General features: G+C 59.9%; 24 protein-coding genes. 20 read left to right on the top strand and 4 right to left on the bottom strand.

The window, feature by feature from the left end:
- Positions 1-247: 247 nt before the first annotated feature.
- From ald to fdxB, 14 genes are all read left to right on the top strand, one after another.
- Entirely contained in the window at positions 248-1,360 is a 1,113-nt protein-coding gene (gene ald / locus BRAD3257_RS34420) for an alanine dehydrogenase (RefSeq protein WP_122405515.1), read from the top strand.
- 660 nt (positions 1,361-2,020) lie between these two features.
- Positions 2,021-2,215: a 4Fe-4S binding protein gene (locus tag BRAD3257_RS34415; RefSeq protein ID WP_122405514.1), complete on the top strand. Its 195-nt coding sequence runs from the start codon at positions 2,021-2,023 to the stop codon at positions 2,213-2,215.
- A 194-nt stretch (positions 2,216-2,409) separates the two neighbouring features.
- Entirely contained in the window at positions 2,410-3,906 is a 1,497-nt protein-coding gene (gene sufB, locus BRAD3257_RS34410; RefSeq protein WP_122405513.1) for a Fe-S cluster assembly protein SufB, read from the top strand.
- 62 nt (positions 3,907-3,968) lie between these two features.
- Entirely contained in the window at positions 3,969-4,721 is a 753-nt protein-coding gene (sufC, locus tag BRAD3257_RS34405) for a Fe-S cluster assembly ATPase SufC (RefSeq protein WP_122405512.1), read from the top strand.
- 19 nt (positions 4,722-4,740) lie between these two features.
- Positions 4,741-6,063: a Fe-S cluster assembly protein SufD gene (gene sufD, locus BRAD3257_RS34400; protein WP_122405511.1), complete on the top strand. Its 1,323-nt coding sequence runs from the start codon at positions 4,741-4,743 to the stop codon at positions 6,061-6,063.
- On the top strand, positions 6,060-7,307 hold the full coding sequence (locus tag BRAD3257_RS34395) for a cysteine desulfurase (protein WP_122405510.1): 1,248 nt from the start codon (positions 6,060-6,062) through the stop codon (positions 7,305-7,307). The genes sufD and BRAD3257_RS34395 overlap by 4 nt, the downstream gene beginning before the upstream one ends.
- A gap of 463 nt (positions 7,308-7,770) precedes the next feature.
- Entirely contained in the window at positions 7,771-9,273 is a 1,503-nt protein-coding gene (gene nifD, locus BRAD3257_RS34390; RefSeq protein ID WP_122405509.1) for a nitrogenase molybdenum-iron protein alpha chain, read from the top strand.
- Between the two features lie 66 nt (positions 9,274-9,339).
- Entirely contained in the window at positions 9,340-10,896 is a 1,557-nt protein-coding gene (gene nifK, locus BRAD3257_RS34385; RefSeq protein WP_122405508.1) for a nitrogenase molybdenum-iron protein subunit beta, read from the top strand.
- A 96-nt stretch (positions 10,897-10,992) separates the two neighbouring features.
- Positions 10,993-12,639, top strand: a complete 1,647-nt coding sequence (gene nifE, locus BRAD3257_RS34380) for a nitrogenase iron-molybdenum cofactor biosynthesis protein NifE (RefSeq protein ID WP_122405507.1) — start codon at positions 10,993-10,995, stop codon at positions 12,637-12,639.
- A 9-nt stretch (positions 12,640-12,648) separates the two neighbouring features.
- On the top strand, positions 12,649-14,058 hold the full coding sequence (nifN, locus tag BRAD3257_RS34375) for a nitrogenase iron-molybdenum cofactor biosynthesis protein NifN (RefSeq protein WP_122405506.1): 1,410 nt from the start codon (positions 12,649-12,651) through the stop codon (positions 14,056-14,058).
- Positions 14,055-14,450 (top strand): nitrogen fixation protein NifX, encoded by a 396-nt coding sequence (gene nifX / locus BRAD3257_RS34370; RefSeq protein ID WP_122405505.1) that lies wholly within the window; start codon positions 14,055-14,057, stop codon positions 14,448-14,450. The genes nifN and nifX overlap by 4 nt, the downstream gene beginning before the upstream one ends.
- A gap of 6 nt (positions 14,451-14,456) precedes the next feature.
- Entirely contained in the window at positions 14,457-14,933 is a 477-nt protein-coding gene (locus BRAD3257_RS34365; protein WP_122405504.1) for a NifX-associated nitrogen fixation protein, read from the top strand.
- Complete coding sequence (locus BRAD3257_RS34360) at positions 14,930-15,130, top strand: CCE_0567 family metalloprotein (protein WP_122405503.1); 201 nt, start codon at positions 14,930-14,932, stop codon at positions 15,128-15,130. The genes BRAD3257_RS34365 and BRAD3257_RS34360 overlap by 4 nt, the downstream gene beginning before the upstream one ends.
- An 11-nt stretch (positions 15,131-15,141) precedes the next feature.
- Positions 15,142-15,438, top strand: a complete 297-nt coding sequence (gene fdxB / locus BRAD3257_RS34355; RefSeq protein WP_122405502.1) for a ferredoxin III, nif-specific — start codon at positions 15,142-15,144, stop codon at positions 15,436-15,438.
- A 318-nt stretch (positions 15,439-15,756) separates the two neighbouring features.
- Here fdxB and BRAD3257_RS34350 read toward each other — a convergent pair whose 3' ends face one another.
- From BRAD3257_RS34350 to fixL, 4 genes are all read right to left on the bottom strand, one after another.
- Positions 15,757-16,458 (bottom strand): helix-turn-helix domain-containing protein, encoded by a 702-nt coding sequence (locus tag BRAD3257_RS34350; protein ID WP_162500434.1) that lies wholly within the window; start codon positions 16,456-16,458, stop codon positions 15,757-15,759.
- Between the two features lie 258 nt (positions 16,459-16,716).
- On the bottom strand, positions 16,717-17,151 hold the full coding sequence (locus BRAD3257_RS34345) for a response regulator (RefSeq protein WP_122405500.1): 435 nt from the start codon (positions 17,149-17,151) through the stop codon (positions 16,717-16,719).
- Between the two features lie 59 nt (positions 17,152-17,210).
- A complete protein-coding gene (gene fixJ / locus BRAD3257_RS34340; protein WP_122405499.1) occupies positions 17,211-17,828 on the bottom strand; it encodes a response regulator FixJ in 618 nt (205 codons plus the stop codon).
- Positions 17,829-17,831: 3 nt separating this feature from the next.
- Positions 17,832-19,349: a sensor protein FixL gene (gene fixL, locus BRAD3257_RS34335; RefSeq protein ID WP_122406913.1), complete on the bottom strand. Its 1,518-nt coding sequence runs from the start codon at positions 19,347-19,349 to the stop codon at positions 17,832-17,834.
- Between the two features lie 204 nt (positions 19,350-19,553).
- On the opposite strand from fixL, the gene BRAD3257_RS34330 reads away from it, so the two are divergent.
- The 6 genes from BRAD3257_RS34330 (at position 19,554) to ccoP (ending at position 24,658) form a co-directional block, all read left to right on the top strand.
- Positions 19,554-20,387, top strand: coding sequence for a universal stress protein (locus tag BRAD3257_RS34330; RefSeq protein WP_122405498.1), 834 nt, complete (start codon positions 19,554-19,556; stop codon positions 20,385-20,387).
- Positions 20,388-20,422: 35 nt separating this feature from the next.
- Positions 20,423-20,848: a CBS domain-containing protein gene (locus BRAD3257_RS34325; RefSeq protein WP_122405497.1), complete on the top strand. Its 426-nt coding sequence runs from the start codon at positions 20,423-20,425 to the stop codon at positions 20,846-20,848.
- 355 nt (positions 20,849-21,203) lie between these two features.
- On the top strand, positions 21,204-22,853 hold the full coding sequence (ccoN, locus tag BRAD3257_RS34315; RefSeq protein WP_122405495.1) for a cytochrome-c oxidase, cbb3-type subunit I: 1,650 nt from the start codon (positions 21,204-21,206) through the stop codon (positions 22,851-22,853).
- Between the two features lie 11 nt (positions 22,854-22,864).
- Complete coding sequence (ccoO, locus tag BRAD3257_RS34310; protein WP_122405494.1) at positions 22,865-23,599, top strand: cytochrome-c oxidase, cbb3-type subunit II; 735 nt, start codon at positions 22,865-22,867, stop codon at positions 23,597-23,599.
- A 13-nt stretch (positions 23,600-23,612) separates the two neighbouring features.
- On the top strand, positions 23,613-23,777 hold the full coding sequence (locus tag BRAD3257_RS34305) for a cbb3-type cytochrome oxidase subunit 3 (RefSeq protein WP_122405493.1): 165 nt from the start codon (positions 23,613-23,615) through the stop codon (positions 23,775-23,777).
- A gap of 5 nt (positions 23,778-23,782) precedes the next feature.
- Positions 23,783-24,658 (top strand): cytochrome-c oxidase, cbb3-type subunit III, encoded by an 876-nt coding sequence (ccoP, locus tag BRAD3257_RS34300; RefSeq protein ID WP_122405492.1) that lies wholly within the window; start codon positions 23,783-23,785, stop codon positions 24,656-24,658.
- Positions 24,659-24,663 lie beyond the last annotated feature (5 nt).

Here is a 24,663-nt window from a genome sequence, read left to right as displayed (position 1 = left end):
CGTGCTGAGTTTCGCTTGTTAGCTTTTCCACGAGCCGAGAACGAAGTTCGAGACGATTCAGCGCCATCGCGCAGTTTCGACGGTAAAGCTCAGGGAGGATGGTGACACGACCCGCTCGGTACCCATGGGTTTGAAATCCTGCGAAGCTTGTCAAATATCGTTGAATTTCTGCGCCATTTTGATGGCTGGGTCGCAATATCGCTGCTCGCTTCCGATTAGAAAGGCGCTCCAGGCAGGGAGTTTTTAAATGAAGGTCGGAGTCCCCAAGGAAATCAAGGTGCACGAATATCGCGTGGGCCTTACCCCGGGAGCTGTCCGCGAATACGTGGCGGCAGGCCACAGCGTGATGATCGAGACCAATGCCGGCGCTGGCATTGGTGCAACCGACGACGATTATCGCAATGCTGGTGGAACGATTCTAACTTCCGCAGCTGAGGTATTCGCCTCGAGCGAGATGATCGTAAAGGTTAAGGAACCTCAGCCGTCCGAGTGGTGTCAGCTGCGGGAAAACCAAATCCTGTTCACTTATCTGCATCTTGCCCCCGACCTGGATCAGGCCAAGGGCCTCCTGAAATCTGGATGCACTGCGATCGCCTATGAGACCGTAACAGATGCGCATGGTGGTCTTCCGCTGCTCGCGCCGATGAGCGAGGTCGCGGGTAGGCTTGCGATCGAAGCGGCTGGTAGCGCCCTGAAGCGGAGTGCAGGCGGACGAGGGCTGTTGATCGGTGGGGTGCCCGGTGTTCAGCCTGCCCGGATCGTGGTGATCGGAGGTGGCGTCGTTGGTACGCACGCGGCACGCATGGCGGTTGGTCTGGGCGCAGAGGTGACCATCATCGACCGTTCGATACTCCGGCTCCGCGAGTTGGACGAGCTATTCGAAGGACGCGTTCGCACCAGGTTTTCGACTCTCGACTCCGTGGAGGAAGAGGTATTTGCGGCGGATGTGGTGATTGGTGCGGTGCTCGTTCCGGGTGCGAGCGCGCCGAAGTTGGTCCGCCGGAGCATCCTTAGCTCGATGCGCAAGAGGGCGGTGCTTGTGGACGTCGCTATCGATCAGGGTGGCTGCTTTGAGACGTCGCACCCAACCACTCACGCTGAACCTACTTACGAAGTGGATGGCATCATTCATTATTGCGTGGCCAATATGCCCGGGGCCGTGCCGCTAACCTCGAGCCAGGCACTGAATAACGCGACCCTCCCGTTTGGCTTGGCTCTGGCCAACAAGGGCTTTTCCGCCGTGCTCGAGAATCCGCATTTGCGCGCAGGCCTCAACGTCCATCGGGGCCGGCTAACTTACAAAGCGGTCGCCGAAAGCCTCGGACTGCCCTTCTCACCGATCGAACAGGCTGCGGCCTGATCCCAGAGGCCCTTATGGGCATTTTCCTCCCTGACTTAAGCCACCCTTCGGGGTGGCTTTTTTTTGCTCCATCGATCTGCCGACCGGCGGCGGCATTTACTTCCAACGCGAAGCGAAGCGGAGGATCACCAGACGAGCGCGCCTGGCTTTAGTCCCCGCACGACGCGAGACAATTCCATACAGCGCATATGAATGCCGGTTTTTGCCAGGTAATCCAAGGCAATTGAGAATGCGTCCCGCGGTTGGAGACGCCGACCGGCAGGCGATGAATGCGCGGATTGTTGTCGTGGTGTTGTCGATGAAGCCGCCGCCGCCCCGGTGAGTGGAACCATTAAGATGCGGCGGCGGATCGACCTGACACACCGGCGGAGAACTTTTGGAAGTCGCGCGGCGCATCCATCATTGCCGCGGCATGGCGGCCTTAGGAAGGATCGCAGATCGTTCCCTGATGCTGGCGAACGCAGTTCACCTAATCGCTGACTGCCATGAGATGCGCAACCCCACAAGCGACTGTCATGCGCGTTGTAGGATTTGCGACACGCAGTCGAGGCGGCGACTTGCGTCAGTAGAAAATAGCTCAAACAAAATCAAGTTTAACCCTGGCACAAGTCTTGAAGGCCAACAAACTGTCCCGCAACTTTCGCTCATGGAATCGCAGTGATGGCCTACAAGATAATCGCATCCCAGTGCACGGTCTGCGGTGCATGTGAGTTCGAATGTCCCAATGCCGCGATCAGCCTGAAGAACGACATATATGTGATCAATCCGACCCAGTGTACCCAATGTGAGGGGCACTTTGACGTGCCGCAATGCGCCGTCGTTTGCCCGGTGCCCGACACCTGCGTGCCGGCATAGGTGGAGTTGCCGATGAGAGGAGCTCCTGCGCAAAACGTTATGAAGACGGTATCGACAGCCGTCGCCTATTGGACTCGTCTTCTGTTTCTCTCACTCGCTGGCCCCGCGTCGGCGGCGCCTTGCGCGATCCACTCAGATAGATCGCGGCGGAACCCTCACCGGCGGGAGTTGTCGTTGCGCCGACGGAGCGGGCAATGGTAGCTGTACAAGAGACGATCGAGCGCGTCCGGCGCATCGACGTCGATCAGTATCGATATGGCTTTGAGACACTGATCGAGTCCGACAAGGCTCCGAAGGGGCTGTCGGAAGACACCGTCCGCTTTATCTCCGCAAAGAAGAGTGAACCAGCCTGGATGCTGCAGTGGCGGCTGGAGGCCTATCGGCGCTGGCTGACCATGACGGAGCCGACCTGGGCGCGCGTCGACTATCCCAAGATCGACTTCCAGGACCTCTATTACTACGCGGCACCGAAGCCGAAGAAGACCGTCACCTCGCTCGACGAGATCGACCCGGAGATCCTCAAGACCTACGAGAAGCTCGGCATCCCCTTGCGGGAAGTGGCCATGCTCGAAGGCGTGGAACCCAAGGTCGGCGAGGAAGACCCGGCCCGCCGCAAGATCGCGGTCGATGCGGTGTTCGACTCGGTTTCGGTCGCGACCACCTTCAAGTCCGAGCTGAAGAAGGCCGGCGTGATCTTCATGCCGATCTCGGAGGCGATCCGCGAGCACCCTGAACTGGTGCAGAAATATCTCGGCTCGGTTGTCCCGACCTCCGATAATTTCTACGCGACCTTGAACTCGGCGGTGTTCTCCGACGGCTCGTTCGTCTACGTGCCGCCGGGCGTGCGCTGCCCGATGGAGCTGTCGACCTATTTCCGCATCAACGAGCGCAATACCGGCCAGTTCGAGCGCACGCTGATCATCGCCGACAAGGGCTCCTACGTCTCCTATCTCGAAGGCTGCACCGCGCCGCAGCGCGACGAGAACCAGCTGCACGCCGCCGTGGTCGAGCTCGTCGCGCTCGACGATGCCGAGATCAAATATTCGACGGTGCAGAACTGGTACCCCGGCAATTCGGAAGGCAAGGGCGGCATCTACAATTTCGTCACCAAGCGTGGCGACTGCCGCGGCGCCCATTCGAAGATCTCGTGGACCCAGGTCGAAACGGGATCTGCGATCACCTGGAAATATCCGAGCTGCATCCTGCGCGGCGACAACTCCCGCGGCGAGTTCTACTCGATCGCGATCTCGAACGGATTCCAGCAGGTCGATTCCGGCACCAAGATGATCCATCTCGGCAAGAACACGTCGAGCCGCATCATCTCCAAGGGCATCGCCGCCGGCAAGTCGCAGAACACCTATCGCGGTCTCGTCACCGCGCATCGCAAGGCGACCGGCGCGCGCAATTTCACCGCCTGTGACTCGCTGCTGATCGGCGACAAATGCGGCGCGCACACCGTGCCCTACATCGAGGCCAAGAACTCCTCGGCAACGTTCGAGCACGAGGCGACGACCTCGAAGATCTCCGCGGACGTGCTGTTCTACTGCATCCAGCGCGGCCTCAGCCAGGAAGAGGCGGTCGGCCTCGTCGTCAACGGCTTCGTCAAGCAAGTTCTGCAAAAACTGCCGATGGAGTTCGCAGTGGAGGCGCAGAAGCTAATCTCGATCTCGCTCGACGGATCTGTCGGATAAACACCCCGCGAGCCGCCTCGAATGCGGCTCGCCAGATGACGCGTTTCAGGGATCAGATCAGAATGGCGCTACTCGAAATCCGAGATTTGCATGTTGGTGTCGAAAACCGCGAAATCATTCGCGGCCTGCATCTTAACGTCAATGCGGATGAGGTGCACGCGATCATGGGGCCGAATGGCTCCGGCAAATCGACACTCTCGCACGTCATCGCCGGCAAGCCGGGCTATGAGATCACTGGCGGGCAAGTTTTGTTCAGGGGCGAGAACCTCTTGCGGATGGAGCCAAATGAACGCGCTGCCAAGGGCGTGTTCCTGGCCTTTCAGTATCCGGTCGACATCCCCGGTGTGACCACCACGAACTTCCTGCGGGCGGCACTTAACGCCCAGCGCAAGGCGCGCGGCCAACAGGAATTCTCCACCCCCGAGTTTCTGAAAAGAGTCCGCGAGGTCGCCGGGTCGCTGAATATCCCGCAGGACATGCTCAAGCGCGGCGTCAATGTCGGCTTCTCCGGCGGCGAGAAGAAGCGCAATGAAATCTTGCAAATGGCATTGTTCGAGCCGAGTCTGTGTATCCTTGACGAGATCGATTCCGGCCTCGACATCGACGCGCTGCGTACCGTCGCCAGCGGCATCAACGCCTTGCGTTCGCCGGAGCGAGCAATGATCGTGATCACGCACTATCGGCGGCTTCTCGACCATATCGTGCCAGACATTGTGCACGTGATGTCGAGAGGTCGGATCAGGAAGAGCGGTGGCAAGGAACTCGCGCTGGAGCTCGAGGCTTGCGGCTATGCCCAATTTGAAGACGCGGCCTGACGGCCTTAGGGATTCCCCGATGAAGCAGGTTTTGGCCAAAGCCGACGCCGAACGCGCAACGGGCGATGTTTTCGCTGCGGCGCGTGGACGGCTGCCTGGTGTAGGCCTTGTCGCCCAAATCCGGGCGAGGGCATTCGACGTCTACAAGCGTGCCGGCCTCCCGCATCGGCGCATGGAGGATTGGAAATACACTGATCTGCGCGCCCTGATCGGCGAGGTGCTGCCACTCGCTCCGCGACCAGACGCGGAGGCGCTGGTGCGCGCAAAGGTGTCGGCCAAGCAAGTGGCTGCCGATCAGGCGGTCAAACTCGTTTTGGTAAATGGCATATTCGCGCCGGAGCTATCCGATGTCGGCAGGGTAGAAAATGGAGTCGTTGTTCGGTCGCTGCGAGAGGTTCTGGAGGATTCGGCCACTGGGGCTATGGCCGGTCTGGTGCTGTCCACGACGAGCGATTCGGCGATCTCGCTCAATGCCGCAATGGCGACGGATGGTCTGGTGATTACGGTCAACGACGGCAATGCGGTGAAGCGTCCAATTCAAATCGTTCATGTCGCAACCGGCTCGTCGGTGTCCACCTATACACGCTCCTATCTGCAGCTCGGAAAAGAAGCGCATGCGGCCATCGTGGAAAGTTTCGTCCCGGCTGAAGGCGCGAGCGGCTATCAAGCCAACGATGCGATGATCGCCCTGGTTGGTGAGGAGGCAAGCCTTTCGTATATCCGGGTGGCAGCCGCTGCCTCAGACGCCGTGAACATCTCGTCGGCAATCATCGCCGTCGGCGCAAGGGCTAAGCTCGACCTCTTCAGCATGACCTGTAGCGGCTCCATCAGCCGCTATCAGGGATTCATAACGCTGACCGGCGAAGGAACCAAGCTCTCGGCGAATGGCGTTAATCTCGTCAGGGACAAGCTCCACGCGGACACAACGATCGTGGTCGACCACGCTGTGCCACATTGCACCAGTCGGGAGAAGTTCCGCGCGGTTATCGACGATTGCGGCCGTTCGGTGTTTCAGGGCCGAATCGTCGTTCGTCCCGCCGCCCGGAAGACGGATGCCACCCTGACCAGCCGAGCATTGCTCCTCTCCGACCAGGCCGAGGCCGACAACAAGCCGGAACTTGAAATCTTAGCTGACGACGTGGTCTGCAGCCACGGAGCGACATCGGGTGCGCTGGATGACACTCTCTTGTTCTATCTGCGCGCTCGGGGGCTATCCGAGAAAGATGCGCAGATGTTGCTGATTAAAGCGTTCATTGGTGAGGCGATTGAGGGGATCACGTCCGAGAATCTGCGCGATTTTGTGACAGTAGAAACTGAACGCTGGCTGCAGGCGCGGCGATGAGCGCACATCCGGCCGTGAGCGATGGCAGTTACGAGGTGAACCGTGTGCGTACGGACTTTCCTGCGCTCGCCATGACGGTGTACGGCAAGCCACTTGTTTACCTCGATAACGCTGCATCCGCGCAAAAGCCCAACGAGGTTCTTGACCGTATGATGCAGGTGTACTCCAGCGAATACGCCAACGTTCATCGCGGCTTGCACTACCTCGCTAACGCGGCGACCGAGGCGTATGAAGGCGCCCGTACCAAGGTGGCGCGGTTTGTGAACGCGCGTCTAAATGAAGAGATCATCTTCACCCGGAGCGCCACGGAGGCAATCAATCTAGTCGCGCAGACTTTTGGCCGCGAACGCATTACTCCAGGTGATGAGATCGTTCTCTCGATCATGGAACACCACTCGAACATTGTGCCATGGCACCTTCTCAGGGAACGACTCGGTGCAGTGATCAAATGGGCGCCAGTGGATGATGACGGAAACCTCTTGCTCGATGATTTTGAGCGACTGCTGACCCCGCGCACCAAGATGGTTGCAATCACACAAATGTCGAACGTGCTCGGCACGGTATTGCCCGTAAAAGACGTGGTGAGCATCGCGCACGCTCGTGGTATCCCAGTGCTGGTCGACGGCTCGCAAGGATGCGTCCATCTGAGCGCCGATGTCTGCGATATAGATTGCGATTTCTACGTCATGACGGGCCACAAACTCTATGGTCCGACTGGGATCGGTGTGCTTTACGGCAAGTCTGAACATCTGGCATCGATGCCGCCCTTCAATGGGGGCGGGGAGATGATCCGCGAGGTCTCGCGTTCTGGCGTCATTTATGGCGATCCGCCTCATCGCTTTGAAGCGGGTACGCCGCCGATCGTCGAAGCCATCGGGCTAGGCGCGGCTATCGATTACATCAATTCAATAGGCAAGGTGCAGATCCGCAGGCACGAGAGCGTACTGCTCGCTTACGCGCAGGAGAGATTGGCGGAGATCAATTTCGTGCGCATGATCGGGACCCCGGTCGACAAAGGACCGATCATTTCATTTGATATGAAGGGTGCGCATGCGCACGATATTGCAACCGTCATCGACCGCGCCGGTGTAGCGGTGCGGGCGGGGACCCATTGTGCGATGCCGCTGCTCAAGCGCTTCGGCGTGCTGGCGACGTGCCGTGCGTCATTCGGACTTTACAATACACGTGATGAGATTGATGTGCTCGTGCGTGCGCTTATCAAGGCGCGGCAGCTGTTCTCCTGACGGCGAGCCTACGATGTCCAGGTGGCAAGGCAGCTCGCATTGAGGTCTGGAGGATGAGGTCACGCACCTCATCGCATCGCAGCAGGTAAGCACCTGTAGCGCGCCCGCAAGAATAGATAACATTGGCAGGCCTGTGTCGGCCAGCCGCCCCTGCGGCCGGTCTTGCGGTGCGGCGCCTTCGGCGAGCGCGATCGGAGAGTACTGCGACCCGCGGACACGCGCGAGAATTGGCGGGCAATTTTATAGCTAACCAGCCCTGTTTCATTTCGAACTGGGCCAAACCAAGAGTTTTCTGCCCAAAGCGTGATGTCGGGTTCGCAACAAATCCCCCCGTCACCGCACGAGGCGCGTTAAGCGATTTTGATTGCTCTGTTTTTTGCGCCCAAGAGACCCTGGCATGCTGGTTGCAAAAGTCTTGGTCAAGAAGTCGCCGTCGCAACAGCTAACCTTTGAAGGACATCAGATGAGTCTCGCCTCGACCCAGAGCATCGTAGAAATCAGGGCTCGCAACAAAGAGCTGATCCAGGAGGTGCTGAAGGTCTATCCGGAGAAAACCGCGAAACGGCGTGCCAAGCACCTCAACGTTCACCAAGCCGGCAAGTCAGATTGCGGGGTGAAGTCCAACATCAAATCTATACCTGGCGTGATGACGATCAGAGGCTGCGCCTATGCAGGGTCAAAGGGGGTGGTCTGGGGACCGATCAAGGACATGGTCCATATCAGCCATGGCCCGGTCGGCTGCGGTCAGTATTCGTGGGGCTCGCGACGCAATTATTACGTTGGCACGACGGGCATCGATAGCTTCGTGACCCTTCAGTTCACCTCCGACTTCCAGGAAAAGGATATCGTATTCGGCGGCGACAAGAAGCTAGTCAAAATTCTTGACGAAATCCAGGAGCTGTTTCCGCTCAACAACGGCATCACGATCCAATCGGAATGCCCGATCGGATTGATCGGTGACGACATTGAGGCCGTGTCGAGAGCGAAATCCAAGGAATATGGCGGCAAGACCATCGTGCCGGTCCGCTGTGAGGGCTTTCGGGGCGTGTCGCAGTCACTAGGCCATCACATTGCCAATGACGCGGTGCGCGATTGGATTTTCGACCAGGTCGAGTCCGATGGCAAACCAAAATTTGAGCCGACGCCGTACGATGTTGCGATCATCGGAGACTACAATATCGGCGGCGACGCCTGGTCATCGCGAATTCTGCTGGAGGAGATGGGCCTGCGGGTGATCGCGCAGTGGTCTGGCGACGGTTCACTGGCTGAGCTCGAGGCAACGCCGAAGGCAAAGCTCAACATTCTGCATTGCTATCGTTCCATGAACTACATCTCGCGCCACATGGAAGAGAAGTTCGGTATCCCCTGGTGCGAGTACAACTTCTTCGGACCTTCAAAGATCGCAGAGTCTCTGCGCAGGATTGCGGGCTATTTCGACGACAAGATCAAGGAAGGCGCCGAGCGGGTGATTGAAAAGTACCAACCGCTGGTGAACGCTGTGATCGCAAAATATCGCCCGCGCTTGGAGGGCAAGACGGTGATGCTGTACGTCGGCGGGCTCCGTCCGCGTCATGTGATTGGCGCATACGAGGACCTCGGGATGGAAGTCATTGGCACCGGATACGAGTTCGGTCACAACGACGACTATCAGCGCACAGCTCAGCACTACGTAAAGGACGGCACGCTCATCTACGATGACGTCAATGGCTATGAGTTCGAGCGCTTCGTCGAAAAGCTCCAGCCTGACCTCGTCGGCTCGGGCATTAAGGAAAAATACGTTTTTCAAAAAATGGGTGTGCCGTTCCGGCAGATGCACTCGTGGGACTATTCGGGCCCATATCACGGCTATGACGGTTTTGCGATCTTCGCGCGTGACATGGACATGGCGATCAACTCGCCGGTCTGGAAGAAAACGAAGGCCCCTTGGAAGGAAGCTTCGAGGGCCAAACTCCTGGCTGCAGAATAAACCAACTCATCTCGCTCTGTGGCAAAGCCGGGGCGACACCAATCTCGATAGTGAAGGATTTCAACAATGGCGCAGAGTGCCGAACACGTGCTCGATCACCTCGAGCTGTTCCGCGGTCCAGAATACCAGCAGATGCTGGCCAAGAAGAAGATGTTCGAGAATCCTCGCGATCCCGCCGAGGTCGAACGCATTAAGGAATGGACGAAAACGGCCGAATATCGCGAAAAGAACTTTGCGCGAGAGGCACTCGCGGTCAATCCGGCCAAGGCATGCCAGCCGCTTGGCGCCGTATTCGCCTCTGTTGGCTTTGAGGGCACGCTGCCCTTCGTCCACGGCTCGCAAGGCTGCGTGGCTTATTACCGCAGCCATCTGTCGCGGCACTTCAAGGAGCCGGCTTCCTGCGTCTCTTCGTCGATGACGGAAGACGCTGCTGTATTCGGCGGCCTGAACAACATGATCGACGGGCTCGCGAACAGCTACAACATGTACAAACCCAAAATGATTGCGGTCTCGACGACCTGCATGGCCGAGGTGATTGGCGATGACCTCAACGCCTTCATCAAGACGTCGAAAGAAAAAGGCTCAGTTCCGGCCGACTTCGACGTGCCATTCGCCCATACGCCGGCGTTCGTCGGCAGCCACGTCACCGGTTATGACAATGCGCTCAAGGGCATTCTTGAGCATTTTTGGGACGGTAAGGCCGGAACTGCGCCGAAGCTGGAGCGCAAGCAGAACGGGGCGATCAACATCATTGGTGGGTTCGATGGCTATACCGTCGGAAACCTTCGCGAGATCAAGCGCATCTTGGCGTTGATGGGCATCCAGCACACGATTCTGGCGGATAATTCTGAAGTCTTCGATACTCCGACCGACGGCGAATTTCGGATGTATGACGGTGGTACGACGCTGGAAGATGCGGCCAACGCGATACACGCCAAGGCGACAATCTCCATGCAGCAGTGGTGCACCGAAAAAACGCTGCCATTTGTGGCTGAGCACGGCCAGGATGTCGCATCGTTCAACTACCCGGTGGGCCTATCCGCGACGGATGACCTTATCGTGGCGCTGTCACGCATCAGCGGCAAGGAGATTCCCGAGCAACTCGCGCGAGAACGTGGCCGTCTGGTCGACGCCATCGCTGATTCTAGCGCGCATATCCATGGCAAGAAGTTCGCGATCTATGGCGATCCCGATCTTTGCTACGGGTTGGCTGCGTTTCTGCTCGAACTTGGCGCCGAACCCACACATGTGCTGTCCACCAATGGCAACAAGGCCTGGCACGAGAAAATGCAGGTGCTGCTTGCAAGCTCGCCATTTGGGCAGGACTGCCAAGCCTATCCGGGCCGAGACCTCTGGCACATGCGCTCACTCCTGTTCACCGAGCCGGTCGATTTTCTAATTGGCAACACCTATGGCAAGTATCTGGAGCGCGATACTGGAACGCCACTGATCCGCATCGGCTTTCCGATTTTTGATCGGCATCACCATCACCGCTCCCCCTTATGGGGGTACCAGGGCGGCCTGAATGTTTTGGTGAAGATCTTGGACAAGATCTTCGATGAGATCGACAAGAAGACGAACGTTCTTGGCAAAACTGACTACAGCTTCGACATCATTCGCTAATGAGCGACCGTGCGGTGCCATCGCCCAAGCACTCGACGATGGCACAAGCACATGACGGTCGACCATGCAATTAGTCCGCGCTGGGAGGAAAAAGGGATGAGTTCACTAGCGGCCACGGTCCGGAATATGTTCGACGAGCCTGGCTGCGCCAAGAACGGCAGTAAGTCGGAGGCTGAACGCAAGAACGGATGCACCAAGCAACTGCAGCCAGGTAGCGCTGCCGGCGGCTGTGCTTTCGATGGCGCGAAGGTTGCGCTGCAGCCGTTCACCGATGTCGCTCACTTGGTGCATGGTCCGATCGCGTGCGAAGGTAATTCCTGGGACAATCGCGGCGCGGCGTCGTCCGGCTCGAATCTGTGGCGCACCTCATTCACAACCGATTTGAGCGAAACCGATATTGTATTCGGAGGCGAGAAGCGGCTCTGCAAAGCGATCAAGGAGATCATCGACAAGTGCGACCCGCCCGCCATCTTCGTTTATCAAACCTGCATCCCGGCGATGATCGGCGACGACATCAACGCAGTCTGCAAGGCAGCATCTCAAAGGTTCACAAAGCCGGTGATCCCGATCAATTCCCCAGGCTTTGTCGGCTCGAAGAACCTCGGTAACAAACTCGCCGGCGAGGCGTTGCTCGACTACGTGATTGGGACGCAAGAGCCGGATTACACTACGCCGTACGATATCAACCTGATCGGGGAATACAATCTTTCGGGAGAGCTCTGGCAAGTAAAGCCATTGCTAGACGAGCTTGGAGTTCGGATTCTCTCCTGCGTCTCCGGCGATGGCAAATATCGGGAAGTCGCTTCATCTCATCGCGCGCGGGCGGCGATGTTGGTCTGCTCGAAGTCCATGATCAACCTCGCACGCAAGATGGAGCAACGCTACGGGATCCCGTTCTTCGAGGGGTCGTTCTACGGTATTCAAGATTCGAGCAAATCGTTGCGTCAGCTTGCCCGCTTATTGGTTGAACGCGGCGCGCCGACAGATCTGCTCGGACGCACTGAAGCGGTGATCGCGCGCGAGGAAGCGCGAGCCTGGGCTGCGATAGAGCCGTACAAGCCTCGATTTGAAGGCAAGAAGGCCTTGTTGATTACCGGCGGCGTCAAGTCATGGTCGGTCGTTGCGGCACTCCAGGAAGCCGGGCTCGAGTTAGTCGGAACCAGCGTCAAGAAATCGACCACGAAAGACAAGGAGCGCATCAAGGAGCTCATGGGGCGGGACGCCCACATGATCGAGGATATGACGCCGCGCGAAATGTACAAGATGTTGAAGGACGCAGAAGCGGACATCATGCTATCGGGCGGCAAGTCGCAGTTCGTCGCGCTGAAAGCGGCGATGCCCTGGCTCGATATCAATCAGGAGCGTTGCCACGCCTATATGGGCTATGTCGGAATGGTCAAGCTGGTGGAGGAGATCGACAAATCGCTCTCCAATCCCATGTGGGAGCAGCTACGTCGACCCGCACCATGGGAGCCATTGGCAAAGGCAGTGGAGCAGATGCAATCGCCGATCGCCGCGATCGCCTGCGATCCGGCGTTCGCCGAAACCACGCGCCACGCGAGGAAAAACTGCGTGTGTAACACGGTCGATCTGGGCGCGTTTGAGGATGCAATCTACGCGCACGGCCTGAGGAGCGTCGCAGCGGTCAGAGAGCATACCAATGCGGTCGGTGACTGCTGCCAAAGACGCACCGAAGGGATCTTGGTGTCCGAGCCATCTGCCATGCGACAGGCCGCAGAATAAGGAGGCGTCATGGCCATTGTCACGGCGCCGACGAAAGCCTGCGCTGTCAACCCGCTGAAGATGAGTCAGCCGATCGGCGGCGCATTCGCCTTCATGGGCCTGCGTGGGGCGATGCCGCTTCTGCACGGCTCCCAGGGATGCACATCCTTCGGGCTCACGCTCTTTGTACGGCATTTCAAAGAGGCAGTACCGCTGCAGACCACCGCGATGAGCGAGGTCGCGACCGTGCTCGGCGGTTATGAGAATCTTGAGCAGGCGATACTGAACATCTACAGCCGTGCCAAGCCAAAGATCATCGGAATCTGCTCGACCGGTGTCACTGAGACCAACGGCGACGATGTGGATGCCTACCTCAAGCTAATCCGGGGCAAGCATCCGCAACTCGCAAACTTGCCACTGGTCTATGTCTCGACGCCTGATTTCAAGGGCGCGTTCCAGGACGGCTGGGAGAAGGCTGTGGAGCGCATTGTGGACGTGCTGGTGGAAGGGCCCAGTGCCAATGGGCTGCGGGATCCATCGAAAGTGAATGTTCTGCCGGGATGTCACCTCACGCCCGGCGATCTTGATGAACTCCGCGTCATAGTGGAGGATTTTGGCTTGTGCCCGTCCTTCCTGCCTGACCTGGCGGGATCGCTCGATGGGCATATCCCCGATGAGTTTACGCCAACGACCATCGGCGGCATCGGCGTCGACGAAATTGCGAGCATGGGCCGCGCCGGATGGACGATTGCAATCGGGGCGCAGATGCAGCGTGCGGCAGAGGTCATGCAGGTCAAGACCGGCGTGCCTTTTCGTGTGTTCGAGCGGCTGTGTGGTCTCGGTCCGAACGACGAATTCATGATGTTCTTGAGCGAGATCAGCGGCCGCCCCATACCCTTAAAATATCGGCGTCAGCGCAGTCAACTCGCCGATGCAATGCTGGATGCGCACTTCCATATTGGCGGTCGCAAAATTGCTATCGGCGCTGAGCCAGATCTTCTGTTCGATCTGTCCGGCATGCTGCATGACATGGGCGCGCAGGTGACCGCGGCCGTGACGACCACTCAGTCGGAGGTGATCGAGCGGATCAAGACCAAGGAGGTCCTCATTGGCGATCTCGAGGATCTGGAAGCGCTTGCCAAGACAAACCATTGCGATCTGCTGATCACCCATTCGCATGGCAGGCAAGCGGCGGCTCGGCTGAAATTGCCCTTCTATCGTACGGGTTTTCCGATGTTCGATCGACTTGGTGCGGGACACCAACTGTCCGTGGGCTATCGTGGTACCCGCAATCTGATCTTCGAGATCGCCAACCTCGTGATCGCGCACCGCGAGGAGAACGATCAGCCTTCGCCCGATACATGGCGGACTGCGGCCGGACTGCCGCGATGCTCAGGCAATCGCAGCTCCAACGGCGCGGCCGGGAGGTCAATTGCATGAAGGTCGCGTTTGCCACTCAAGATCTGAGACGAGTCGATGCCCATTTTGGTTGGGCAAAGAATATCGCGATTTACGATGTCGCCCCTGGCGGGCACGTGTTTCTCAAAGCGATTGAGTTTGAGGGCGACCTTAAGGAAGACGGCAACGACGATAAGTTGGCGCCGAAAATCGAGGCGATCAAGGATTGCGCGATTCTTTACGTCGCTGCCATTGGCGGTGCCGGGGCTGCGCGAGTGGTGGCCAACAAGATCCATCCTATCAAGGTGAATAAGCCCGAAAGCATTCTGGTGTTGCTCGAAAAACTCGAGCGCGTCCTGAAGGGCACGCCACCTCCCTGGCTACGCAAGGCTATGGCAAAGGACCGACGGCGTACGTTCGACTTCGACGAATGAGGTGATATGACCACAAAACGAGAGCAGAAAGGCAGCGCCGTCGACGCGCCGTTCCTAAAGGAGTTAATTAAGATTTGGCGCGTTCACGGTATCAATGGAGCCTTGAAGGCAAAGAGCGATCTAGATCTGCTCGAACCCTATATTCTGGACGGAGAGAAGGGGCGCGCATTGCCGATTATCGGTGATCCTGATCCCGATACGCTGCGGCGCCTTGAGCTGTTCTTCCATGCGGTCGCCCTCTCGATCGAGAGGGCGACCGGCGTGTTGATCCAGCCGATTCTGAACCTGCAATATGAAGGCGTGGGCCGCGTGGTGCTGATCTCCGGGCGGCTGATCGTCGTAAACAAGCAGCTTCGGGATGGACATCGCTTCGGCTTCGATAACTTGGCAAAGCTCGCGGAGGCGGGCGACAAATATGTCAGCGACGGAATCGCCCTGATTCGGAAATTTCCAGACGTGGTGAACCATTGGGGATACTCATGAAAGATCGTGAAACACTGAAGGCCGAACTAAGGAAGGTGTCCGCCAAGGCGACGCAGGCCAAGATGGATCTGCACGATCTTTCGGAAGAATTGCCCATTAACTGGACCTCGATCATGGTGGTGGCGCAGAAGGCGTACGATGCTTATGCCGAACTTGAGCGCAAGAGCCTCGACTTGAAGGCGCTGGAAAATACATAAAGGGGCAATGCATGTCGTTTCAAACACGAGACGGACGCGACTGGACGCCACAATACCTGACCTCGATCGATGCCAAGAAGTGCATCGGCTGTGGCCGCTGTTTCAAAGTGTGCGGCCGAGATGTCATGACTTTGAAAGGAATCAGCGAGGATGGTGAATTTGTCAACCTCGATGACGACGACGATGAGATCGAAAAGAAGACTATGGTTCTGAATGATCAAGGTGCTTGCATTGGGTGCGGTGCATGCGCCAGGGTTTGCCCGGCCAACTGCCAGACTCACGCTTCAGCCGTACCGGAAGCAGCGTGAGCGAACGCACTCGTCCTGTCGCGGCAGGCGAGATAAGATATAGGTGAGGAAAGATGCCATTTTGATCAGGTGAACTCAACGTGAGGACGGCGCGTTCAGAGCGGTCTCGATTAGACATCGAATAACTAAAGCGCAAGCATTGCCCGGTGATGGTTGGGCGCCGGCTATGCTATGCCGATACAATAGGCGTTGCTCACAAACCACTCGTCTCCAAGATGCGCCTATTCGTAGAAGGCGAGCTCTCTAGCGCAGGACCAAGTGGATCGAAGTGCCCGTCACGATGGAATCTGAAGAGCATAGTTCAAAGGCAGGTAGCCACTACAAGGCGTCGATATTGCGCAGGCGCTGCCGGTTGCGAAGCTCGATCTGCCGTGCGCCGGAAAAGCCGAGAATGCCCTGTGAGTGAAGCTGCGAGAGCGCGCGCGAGACGGTTTCGAGCGTGAGGCCCAGATAGTCTCCGATGTCGCGGCGGCACATCGGCAGTGCCATCATGCCGGCTACTGCAAGGCGACGATCCATTTCGAGCAGGAAGGTTGCGACACGCTCCATCGCGGTCTTGCGTCCCAGCAGCAGCATGTGGTCTTCAGCGTGGCGCAGCTGGCCGGAGGTCATGGCCCAGAGCTTGCGGGCAACGTGCACGTCGATGCCGGCGACCTTCTCCAGGCTCGCGCGATTTACCACGCGCACATTGGTCTCGATGATGGCTTCAGCGGTAAGGCGGTGGCTGGCGCCGGATTCGAGGCCGAACACGTCGCCGGGGAGGTGGAAGGCGCCGATCTGGCGGCGGCCGTCTGAGAGGAGCTTGTAAGTGCGGACCGCACCTGACACGACCTGGTAGACGTATTCGGCCGGCTCGTCCTCGCCATAGATCTCCTCCTCCTTGCGGTACGACAATTCGGTGGCGATCAGTCCGACATGGTCGGCGATGGCGACAAACTGGTCAGATGCGGGAAGTGCCGAGCCAATCTTGCCACGAACTTGCGTGTTGATTGCCTGGGTATTGATCGTTTGGGTCAGCATCCGCGCCATCTCCGTTGTGATGACGGAGTTCCTACGCCGTGCCGGGTCGGTTGAAAAGTTCGCGTGATATCTTAAGGGCGTACCCTTACGTAGAACTCCGTAGGTCACTTGCAGGGTCAGATACCGCTCGAGGGCGACCAGATTGCAGCCCAAACTTGAATGTTGCCTGTATGACCCAATCTTGGCCCAAGAGCGTGCTGCGAACCGATCTGGATTTTTGCGATCCCCCAGCTAGGTTCGCCGCACAGGGAGCGCGGTCTAGCGCCGCACCGAGTTTCCACGTCTGCTCTGGATCGCGTGGCGGATGCGCTTGACCAGGTGTTCCGCCAGAAGGGGCTTCAAGATCACGTCCGTGACGCCGGCGGCAGCGGCTCGAGGCGAGATATTTTCGTCCGGATAGCCCGTGATCAGGATCACGGGGGTTTCGCCGTACGACTGGCGCAGCCGGTCGGCGAGCTCAATGCCGCTGATATCCGGCATCTTGTAGTCGATCACGTAGCAGTCAGCGCCAGGCTTGTTCATAGCACTTAGCAGCGCCGTGGCGTTCCGGAAAGTTCGCACCGCGAATCCGTCGGTCTCCAATAGGAAGCGCAGCGATCGGAGCACGGCATCATCGTCGTCGACGACGTAGACAACCGGCTGTCCGGGTGCCTCCATTATCAGCCGATTACGATGGGAACCGATCTCGCTCATTGTGCTTGGTTTAGCACACGAGAAATGGGCCGTGTTGACCTACCTCAAGACGGTTTGCCTTAATCCTTCACGATCCCGGCGCGCATGGCGAGTCGCACCAGTTCCGACAAGCTGCCCGCCTGCATCTTAGTCATCACATTGGCCCGGTAGACCTCGATGGTGCGCGGGCTGATGTCATAGTCGCGGGCGATCAGCTTGTTCGAGAGGCCCGCGACCAAGCCTTCCATCACTTGGCGCTCCCGCGGGCTCAAGGAGGCGACACGGGCGGCGATGTCCTGCGCGATGGCGTCGTTCTTGGCGGCCGGCTCCGCCTGGCGGATGGCTGTCTCGATCATCGCGGTGAGTCGGTCGTCCTCGAACGGTTTTTCCAAGAAGTCGACAGCCCCTAGCTTCATCGCCTCGACCGCGAGCGGCACGTCGCCATGACCGGTCATGATCAGGATCGGGAACGGGCTTTGCTGCGCCTTCATCCGCTTCAACAGCTCGATCCCGTCGAGACCCGGCATGCGCACGTCGGACATGACGCAGCCGAAGCCGAGGCCGGGCAGGGCATCGATGAAGCTCTGCGCATTGTCGAACAGCGTGACGCCGAAGCCGGCGGCATCCAGCAGGAAATTCAGCGAATCCCGGATCGCCGCGTCGTCGTCGATGACGTAAACATGTCCCTTGGTCGTCATGGCTCAGGTCTCGTCGGCTGTCGGCAAGGTGAAGCGGAATGTTGCGCCGCCCGACGCGTTGCTTTCGGCGACCATGCGGCCGCTGTGAGCCTCGATGATCGAGCGGCTGATCGACAATCCCACACCCATGCCGGTCTCTTTGGTGGTGAAGAAGGTCTGAAACAGGTTTGGAATGACATCGTCCCTGAAGCCGGAGCCGGTATCCGACACTTCCACCTCGATCATCTCGTTACCAACGCGCCGATTGGTGACGACGAGCTCTCGGCGCTGAGACTGCCCCATCGCTTCCAGCGCGTTGCGGAATAGATTGACAAGCACCTGCTGGATCTGCACGCGGTCGGCGAGGACGAGATCAGAGTTCGGATCGATGATGAAGCGGAGCTGCACGTTCTGTTCGCGCGCGCCAGCAAGTCCGAGCGCGCCGGCTTCCTCGATCAGCTTGGAGAGGCTTTCGACCCGCTTCTCGGATTCGCGGCGAGAGACGAACTCGCGCAGGCGTCGGATGATCTGGCCGGCGCGCAAGGCCTGTTCGGCGGCGCGGTCCAATGCACTCTCGATCTTCGGCGTGTTCGGGTCCTGGCTTCCGGCCAGGAGGCGTCGCGATCCCTTCATGTAATTGCTGATCGCCGCCAGCGGCTGGTTCAGCTCATGCGCCAGGGCCGAGGCCATCTCGCCCATCGCGGTCAGCCGCGAGACATGGACGAGCTCGGACTGCAATTCCTGGAGCCGGGCCTGGGTCTGCTGATGCTCGGTGAGGTCGCGGACGAAGCCGGTGAAATAAAGCTCACCGCCGCGCTGCGTTTGCCCGACCGAAAGGTGCATCGGAAAGGTCGTGCCGTCGCGGCGCTTGCCGGTCACGATGCGGCCAATGCCGATGATGTGCGGGTCATTGGTCTTGAGATAGCGCTCCAGATAGCCGTCGTGACGTGACTTGTCCGGCTCCGGCATCAGGATGCTGACGTTCTGGCCGATGGCTTCCTGCTTGCTGTAGCCGAACAATCGCTCGGCTGCGCTGCTGAACAGCTCCATGATGCCGCGCGAATCGATGACGATCATGGCGTCCGGCACCGTTTCGAGAATCGAGCGCAGATGATTCTCCTGGGCGCGCAGGGCTGCCTCGAGATGCTTCTCCTCGTTGACGTCAAGGAATATCCCGCTCAGATGGCGGGCGGTACCGGTCTCGTCCCGGATCACGGCGGCCCGGGCGCGGATCCACTGTCCCGCGCGGGAGGCGCCAGCCACCTTGAACGACACGTCGAGGCCGCCGCCGCGTTCGGAGACGCGCCTGATCGCGCTCTCGACGCGTGCGCGGTCTTCGGGTTCGATGCGTGACAGGAACGACTCATAGCTCGGCTGTTCGCCTTCCGCGACACCGAGCAGGGTCCGCGCAGTATCAGACCATTCCAAATCCCGCGTGGCCAGGTCGAAATCCCAGGTGCCGACGCCGAACCCTTCGATCCGGACCCGGAAATGCTCACCGCGGCTATCGTCCGGCGGATGCGTGACTCGGATCGACGGCAACCGGGGCTCCCATTTCCGTGCGGCGGGCATGGCGCCGCAACCCTGGCGGCAATTTCGCCCAAGGCCGGGCCGGAGGCAAGTTCCGATGTCTGTTTCCATTGGCGATGCCCGCGACACGCCGCCCGGCGATTTGATCTATCTCATCCCGCCGGGCGCCAACGCGGCTAGATTTCGCCGCGGTCATTGCCTTTTCGGAGCATCCCGATGACATACGCGACCGTGATGGTCAGCCTGGCGCTCGATCAGCCCAACGAGCCGCGTCTAGAGGTCGCGGGCGAGCTCGCTGAACGATTCGAAGCCGCCATTGTCGGCGTTGCAGCCGCGCAGTTCGCCCCGCCGCTCTATTTCACCGACAGCGCCGAGGCGCAGGGGCTGATTGATGAAGGCGAAGCGTCCATCAAGTGGCGTCTGGCCGGGCTGGAAGCGGAGTTCCGCGCCGCCACGAAGAATCGCGGCGGACATGCGCAGTGGCGCTGCGCACTGGATTTTCCGGCGCGGTTCGTCCTGGCGCAGGCGCGCTGTGCCGACATCGTCGTCAGCGGCGCACGCAGCCCGGCCTTCTCCGACGCCTTCGCGCGCGCAAGTCCAAAGGACCTCGTCATGCAGGTCGGTCGTCCGCTTCTCGTTGTTCCCGACACCGTCAACTGGCTCGACCTGCGCAACGTGCTGGTGGCGTGGAAAGATACGCCAGAGGCGCGGCGCGCGGTGGCCGACGCGCTGCCGCTGTTGCGCAAAGCGAGAGACGTCACCATTGCCATGATTCTGGAGCAGGGCGACGAACGGTCGGTCGCGACGGCCGGCGTCACCGACGTTGCCGACTGGCTCGCCCGTCACGGCATCACCGCGACGGCGCGCATCTGCGAGGGCGCGCCGAACGAATCCGCCGCCGCGCAGTTGGAGAGAGCCGCCGGTGACCTCGGTGCCGGTCTGACCGTCGCGGGCGCCTATGGTCATTCGAGATTTCGCGAACTGATCCTTGGCGGCGTCACCCAGCATCTGGTCACGCAATCCGCGCGGAGCGTGCTGCTGTCGCACTGACGGCCGGCCGCAAAGGTCATCGAGGAGGACGCGCCGTGTACAAATTTCTGGAAAAGACCGTCGACGGCTACATGACGCGCGACGTCGCGACGGTGAAGCGCGACCTCGACATGCTCGCGCTCAGCGAGATGTTCGAACGCGACGATTTCAACTCCTACCCGGTCGAGGACGACGGGCAGGTCGTCGGCATCGTCACCAAGTTCGACATCCTCAAGTGCTTCGCCTTCACGCCGGCCCAGATGCTGCCACGCTATCACGAGCTGATGGGCCGCAAGGTCGGCGACGTCATGACGCCCGAGTTCATCTATGTCAGCCGCGACACGCGTCTGACTCGCGTGCTCCAGATCATGGTCGAGCACCGCATCCGGAGCATCATCGTGCTGAATGCCGCGCAGAAGCTGGTCGGCATCATCGCCCGCGAGGACGTCATCGCAGCGCTCAAGGCGACGGCGAGCGACTGATAGGGACGCAGATCGGGCTATTCCCTTTGTTGCCGACTCCAACGCATCCTTCGAGACGCCCGCCTTGGCGGCCCTCAGGATGACGGTGGAGTACGCGTCGGAACTTTCAAGAGCGCGCAAGACGGCGCTGAGCCTCATCCTGAGGAGACGCGCGGCGATCGTCTCGAAGGACGAGGCGCGCGTTCAGGCCGCATACGGACCATATGCGATCGCCCTGCGCACAAAGGAACGAGGGCATTTCAAGTCGTGACGCATCGGCCTCACATTAACAGAAATCCATCCATCTTGATTTCAATCAATTCCCCGCGAAGGCGAACGTGGTTTCTGGTGCTGTGTTCTTTCAGAGAGAATCCGCATGAGCCAGCCCTCCATCTCCAAATCCATGACCATCGGTGAAAGCGGATTGGCTGTGGTGTTCGCAGTCACTGCCTTCCTTTGCGTGGTCGCCTCGGCCAAGGCCCTCGATGCGCCCTTCGCCTTCCACGCCGCGCTTGGTGCGGCGGCGAGCGCGGCTGCGGTGTTCTGCATCATCAACCGTTACCAAGATCGCCCGGCGGCGCTGCCGCCGGCGGAGATCAATGGTCCGCCCAACTATAATATGGGCCCGATCAAGTTCTCGTCTTTCATGGCGATGTTCTGGGGCATTGCCGGCTTCCTGGTCGGTCTCATCATCGCCTCGGAGCTGGCCTGGCCAGCGCTCAACTTCGACCTGCCCTGGATCCAGTTCGGCCGGCTGCGGCCGCTGCACACCTCGGCGGTGATCTTCGCCTTCGGCGGCAACGTGCTGATCGCGACCTCGTTCTATGTGGTGCAGAAGTCGTGCCGCGTGCGCCTCGCCGGCGAGCTAGCCCCCTGGTTCGTCGTGCTCGGCTACAACTTTTTCATCCTAATCGCCGGTACCGGCTATCTGCTCGGCGTCACGCAAGGCAAGGAATACGCCGAGCCCGAATGGTACTCGGACTTGTGGCTGACCATCGTCTGGATTGTCTATCTGCTCGTCTTCCTCGTCACCGTCATCAAGCGCCAGGAACCGCACATCTTCGTCGCGAACTGGTTCTTCCTCGCCTTCATCGTGACGATCGCGGTCCTGCATCTCGGCAACAATCCCCCGCTGCCCGTCTCGGTGTTCGGCTCGAAGTCCTACGTCGCCTGGGGCGGCATCCAGGACGCCATGTTCCAGTGGTGGTACGGCCACAACGCGGTGGGATTCTTCCTGACCGCCGGCTTCCTCGCGATCATGTACTATTTCATCCCCAAGCGCGCCGAGCGGCCGATCTATTCCTACCGCCTCTCGATCATCCACTTCTGGGCGCTGATCTTCCTCTACATCTGGGCCGGTCCGCACCATCTGCACTACACGGCGCTGCCGGACTGGACGCAGACGCTGGGCATGACCTTCTCGATCATGCTGTGGATGCCCTCCTGGGGCGGCATGATCAACGGCCTGATGACGCTGTCGGGCGCCTGGGACAAGCTGCGCACCGACCCCGTGCTGCGCATGCTGGTCGTCTCCGTCGCCTTCTACGGCATGTCGACCTTCGAGGGACCGATGATGTCGATCAAGGTGGTGAACTCGCTCAGCCACTACACCGACTGGACCATCGGTCACGTGCATTCCGGCGCACTCGGCTGGGTCGGCTTCGTCTCCTTCGGCGCGCTGTACTGCCTGGTGCCGTGGGCCTGGAATCGCAAGGGGCTCTACAGCCTGAAGCTCGTCAATTGGCACTTCTGGATCGCGACCCTCGGCATCGTGCTCTACATCTCGGCGATGTGGGTGTCCGGCATCCTCCAGGGCCTGATGTGGCGCGCTTACACCTCGCTCGGCTTCCTCGAATATTCCTTCATCGAGACCGTCGAGGCGATGCATCCCTTCTACATCATCCGTGCCGCCGGCGGCGCGCTGTTCCTGATCGGCTCGCTGATTATGGCCTACAATCTCTGGATGACGGTTCGCGCCGGCGAGCAGGAAGTCCAGATGCCCGTCGCTCTTCAGCCGGCGGAGTGAGGAGCAAGACAATGTCGTTCTGGACGCGCCACCAAGTCTTTGAGAAGAACTCGATCATCCTGGTCGTCGGCATCCTGCTGGTGATCGCGATCGGCGGTCTCGTCGAGATCACCCCGTTGTTCTACCTCAAGAGCACGATCGAGAAGGTCGACGGGGTGAGGCCCTACACGCCGCTGGAGCTCGCCGGGCGCAACGTCTACGTCCGCGAAGGCTGCTATCTCTGCCATTCGCAGATGATCCGGCCGCTGCGCGACGAGGTCGAGCGTTACGGCCATTTCTCGATCGCGGCCGAGAGCATGTACGACCACCCGTTCCAGTGGGGCTCAAAGCGCACGGGGCCGGACCTTGCCCGCGTCGGCGCCAAATATTCCGACGACTGGCATGTCACCCATCTGACCAATCCGCGCGCGATCGTGCCGCAGTCGGTGATGCCCGGCTATCCGTTCCTCAGCGCGAGTGAGCTCGACCCTGACGCCATCGCCGACCACATGCGTACGCTGCGCACGGTGGGCGTGCCGTATACCGACGACCAGATCGCCAACGCTGGCGCCGATCTGAAGGCCCAGGCCGATCCCGACAATTCCGGCGCGGATGCCTTCAGCAAGCGCTACCTCAAGGCTGTCGTGCGCAATTTCGACGGCAAGCCTGGCACACCGACCGAGATGGACGCGCTAATCGCGTACCTGCAGATGCTTGGCACGCTGGTCGATTTCAAGATCTACAACGAGAAAGTCAATCTTCGCTGAGAAGGCATCAACGATGAAAGCCATCCTGACACTCGACAATCTCGCGTCCGGTCTGGTGACCACGATCTGGACGCCGGTGTTCGTCGTGATCTTTCTCGCGATCATCGCCTACGCATTCTGGCCCCGTAACAAGGCTACGTTCGAGGAGGCGGCACGCCTGCCGTTGCGGGAGGAGTAGAGACCATGACCGATCATCATAGCGACATCGATTCCCTCTCCGGCAAGTCCACGACCGGACACGAATGGGACGGCATCAAGGAGCTCAACACGCCGCTGCCGCGCTGGTGGGTGATCACCTTCTATCTCACCATCTTCTGGGCGATCGGTTACTGGATCGTCTATCCGGCCTGGCCGCTGATCTCCAGCAACACGACCGGCGTGTTCGGCTACTCCTCGCGCGCCGACGTCGCCGTCGAGCTCGCCAATCTCGAGAAGATCCGCGGCGACAAGATGGTGGCGCTGGGCGCGGCCTCGCTCGCCGACATCGAGAAGGATCCGGCCCTGCTGGCGCTCGCCCGCGCCAAGGGTAAGACCGTATTCGGCGATAATTGTGCGCCCTGTCACGGCTCCGGCGCGGCCGGCGCCAAGGGGTACCCGAACCTGAACGACGACGACTGGCTGTGGGGCGGCACGCTCGACCAGATCATGCAGACCATCCAGTTCGGCGCGCGTTCCGGTCACGCCAAGACCCATGAAGGCCAGATGCTCGCCTTCGGCAAGGACGGCGTGCTCAAGCCGGACGAGATCGTCACGGTCGCTAATTACGTCCGGGCGCTGTCGGGACTATCGACGCGCACGGGATATGACCCCGCCAGGGGCCAGAAGATCTTCGCCGAGAATTGCGTCGCCTGCCATGGCGATGGCGGCAAGGGCAACCAGGAGCTGGGCGCACCTGATCTGACTGACAAGATCTGGCTCTACGGCTCGGACGAGGCGACCTTGATCGAGACCATCAGCCAGGGCCGCGCCGGTGTCATGCCGGCCTGGGAAGGGCGGCTCGATCTCGCCACCATCAAGGCGATGGCCGTGTACGTCCACTCGCTCGGTGGCGGAAAATAGCAGAC

This window comes from Bradyrhizobium vignae, assembly GCF_900324035.1.
Classification (GTDB): Bacteria; Pseudomonadota; Alphaproteobacteria; order Rhizobiales; family Xanthobacteraceae; genus Bradyrhizobium; species Bradyrhizobium vignae.
This window is presented reverse-complemented; position numbering and strand designations above follow the sequence as displayed.

What these genes read in the sequence shown, in the direction of transcription:
- nifN (WP_122405506.1), top strand. Translation starts at nt 12,649, where the DNA reads ATGGCCATTGTCACGGCGCCGACGAAAGCCTGCGCTGTCAACCCGCTG.
- BRAD3257_RS34365 (WP_122405504.1), top strand. Translation starts at nt 14,457, where the DNA reads ATGACCACAAAACGAGAGCAGAAAGGCAGCGCCGTCGACGCGCCGTTC.
- sufC (WP_122405512.1), top strand. Translation starts at nt 3,969, where the DNA reads ATGGCGCTACTCGAAATCCGAGATTTGCATGTTGGTGTCGAAAACCGC.
- sufD (WP_122405511.1), top strand. Translation starts at nt 4,741, where the DNA reads ATGAAGCAGGTTTTGGCCAAAGCCGACGCCGAACGCGCAACGGGCGAT.
- sufB (WP_122405513.1), top strand. Translation starts at nt 2,410, where the DNA reads ATGGTAGCTGTACAAGAGACGATCGAGCGCGTCCGGCGCATCGACGTC.
- BRAD3257_RS34305 (WP_122405493.1), top strand. Translation starts at nt 23,613, where the DNA reads ATGAAAGCCATCCTGACACTCGACAATCTCGCGTCCGGTCTGGTGACC.
- nifD (WP_122405509.1), top strand. Translation starts at nt 7,771, where the DNA reads ATGAGTCTCGCCTCGACCCAGAGCATCGTAGAAATCAGGGCTCGCAAC.
- BRAD3257_RS34345 (WP_122405500.1), bottom strand. Translation starts at nt 17,151, where the DNA reads ATGAGCGAGATCGGTTCCCATCGTAATCGGCTGATAATGGAGGCACCC.
- BRAD3257_RS34330 (WP_122405498.1), top strand. Translation starts at nt 19,554, where the DNA reads ATGACATACGCGACCGTGATGGTCAGCCTGGCGCTCGATCAGCCCAAC.
- ccoO (WP_122405494.1), top strand. Translation starts at nt 22,865, where the DNA reads ATGTCGTTCTGGACGCGCCACCAAGTCTTTGAGAAGAACTCGATCATC.
- fixJ (WP_122405499.1), bottom strand. Translation starts at nt 17,828, where the DNA reads ATGACGACCAAGGGACATGTTTACGTCATCGACGACGACGCGGCGATC.
- BRAD3257_RS34350 (WP_162500434.1), bottom strand. Translation starts at nt 16,458, where the DNA reads ATGCTGACCCAAACGATCAATACCCAGGCAATCAACACGCAAGTTCGT.
- fdxB (WP_122405502.1), top strand. Translation starts at nt 15,142, where the DNA reads ATGTCGTTTCAAACACGAGACGGACGCGACTGGACGCCACAATACCTG.
- nifE (WP_122405507.1), top strand. Translation starts at nt 10,993, where the DNA reads ATGAGTTCACTAGCGGCCACGGTCCGGAATATGTTCGACGAGCCTGGC.
- ald (WP_122405515.1), top strand. Translation starts at nt 248, where the DNA reads ATGAAGGTCGGAGTCCCCAAGGAAATCAAGGTGCACGAATATCGCGTG.
- ccoP (WP_122405492.1), top strand. Translation starts at nt 23,783, where the DNA reads ATGACCGATCATCATAGCGACATCGATTCCCTCTCCGGCAAGTCCACG.
- nifX (WP_122405505.1), top strand. Translation starts at nt 14,055, where the DNA reads ATGAAGGTCGCGTTTGCCACTCAAGATCTGAGACGAGTCGATGCCCAT.
- BRAD3257_RS34395 (WP_122405510.1), top strand. Translation starts at nt 6,060, where the DNA reads ATGAGCGCACATCCGGCCGTGAGCGATGGCAGTTACGAGGTGAACCGT.
- ccoN (WP_122405495.1), top strand. Translation starts at nt 21,204, where the DNA reads ATGAGCCAGCCCTCCATCTCCAAATCCATGACCATCGGTGAAAGCGGA.
- BRAD3257_RS34360 (WP_122405503.1), top strand. Translation starts at nt 14,930, where the DNA reads ATGAAAGATCGTGAAACACTGAAGGCCGAACTAAGGAAGGTGTCCGCC.
- BRAD3257_RS34415 (WP_122405514.1), top strand. Translation starts at nt 2,021, where the DNA reads ATGGCCTACAAGATAATCGCATCCCAGTGCACGGTCTGCGGTGCATGT.
- nifK (WP_122405508.1), top strand. Translation starts at nt 9,340, where the DNA reads ATGGCGCAGAGTGCCGAACACGTGCTCGATCACCTCGAGCTGTTCCGC.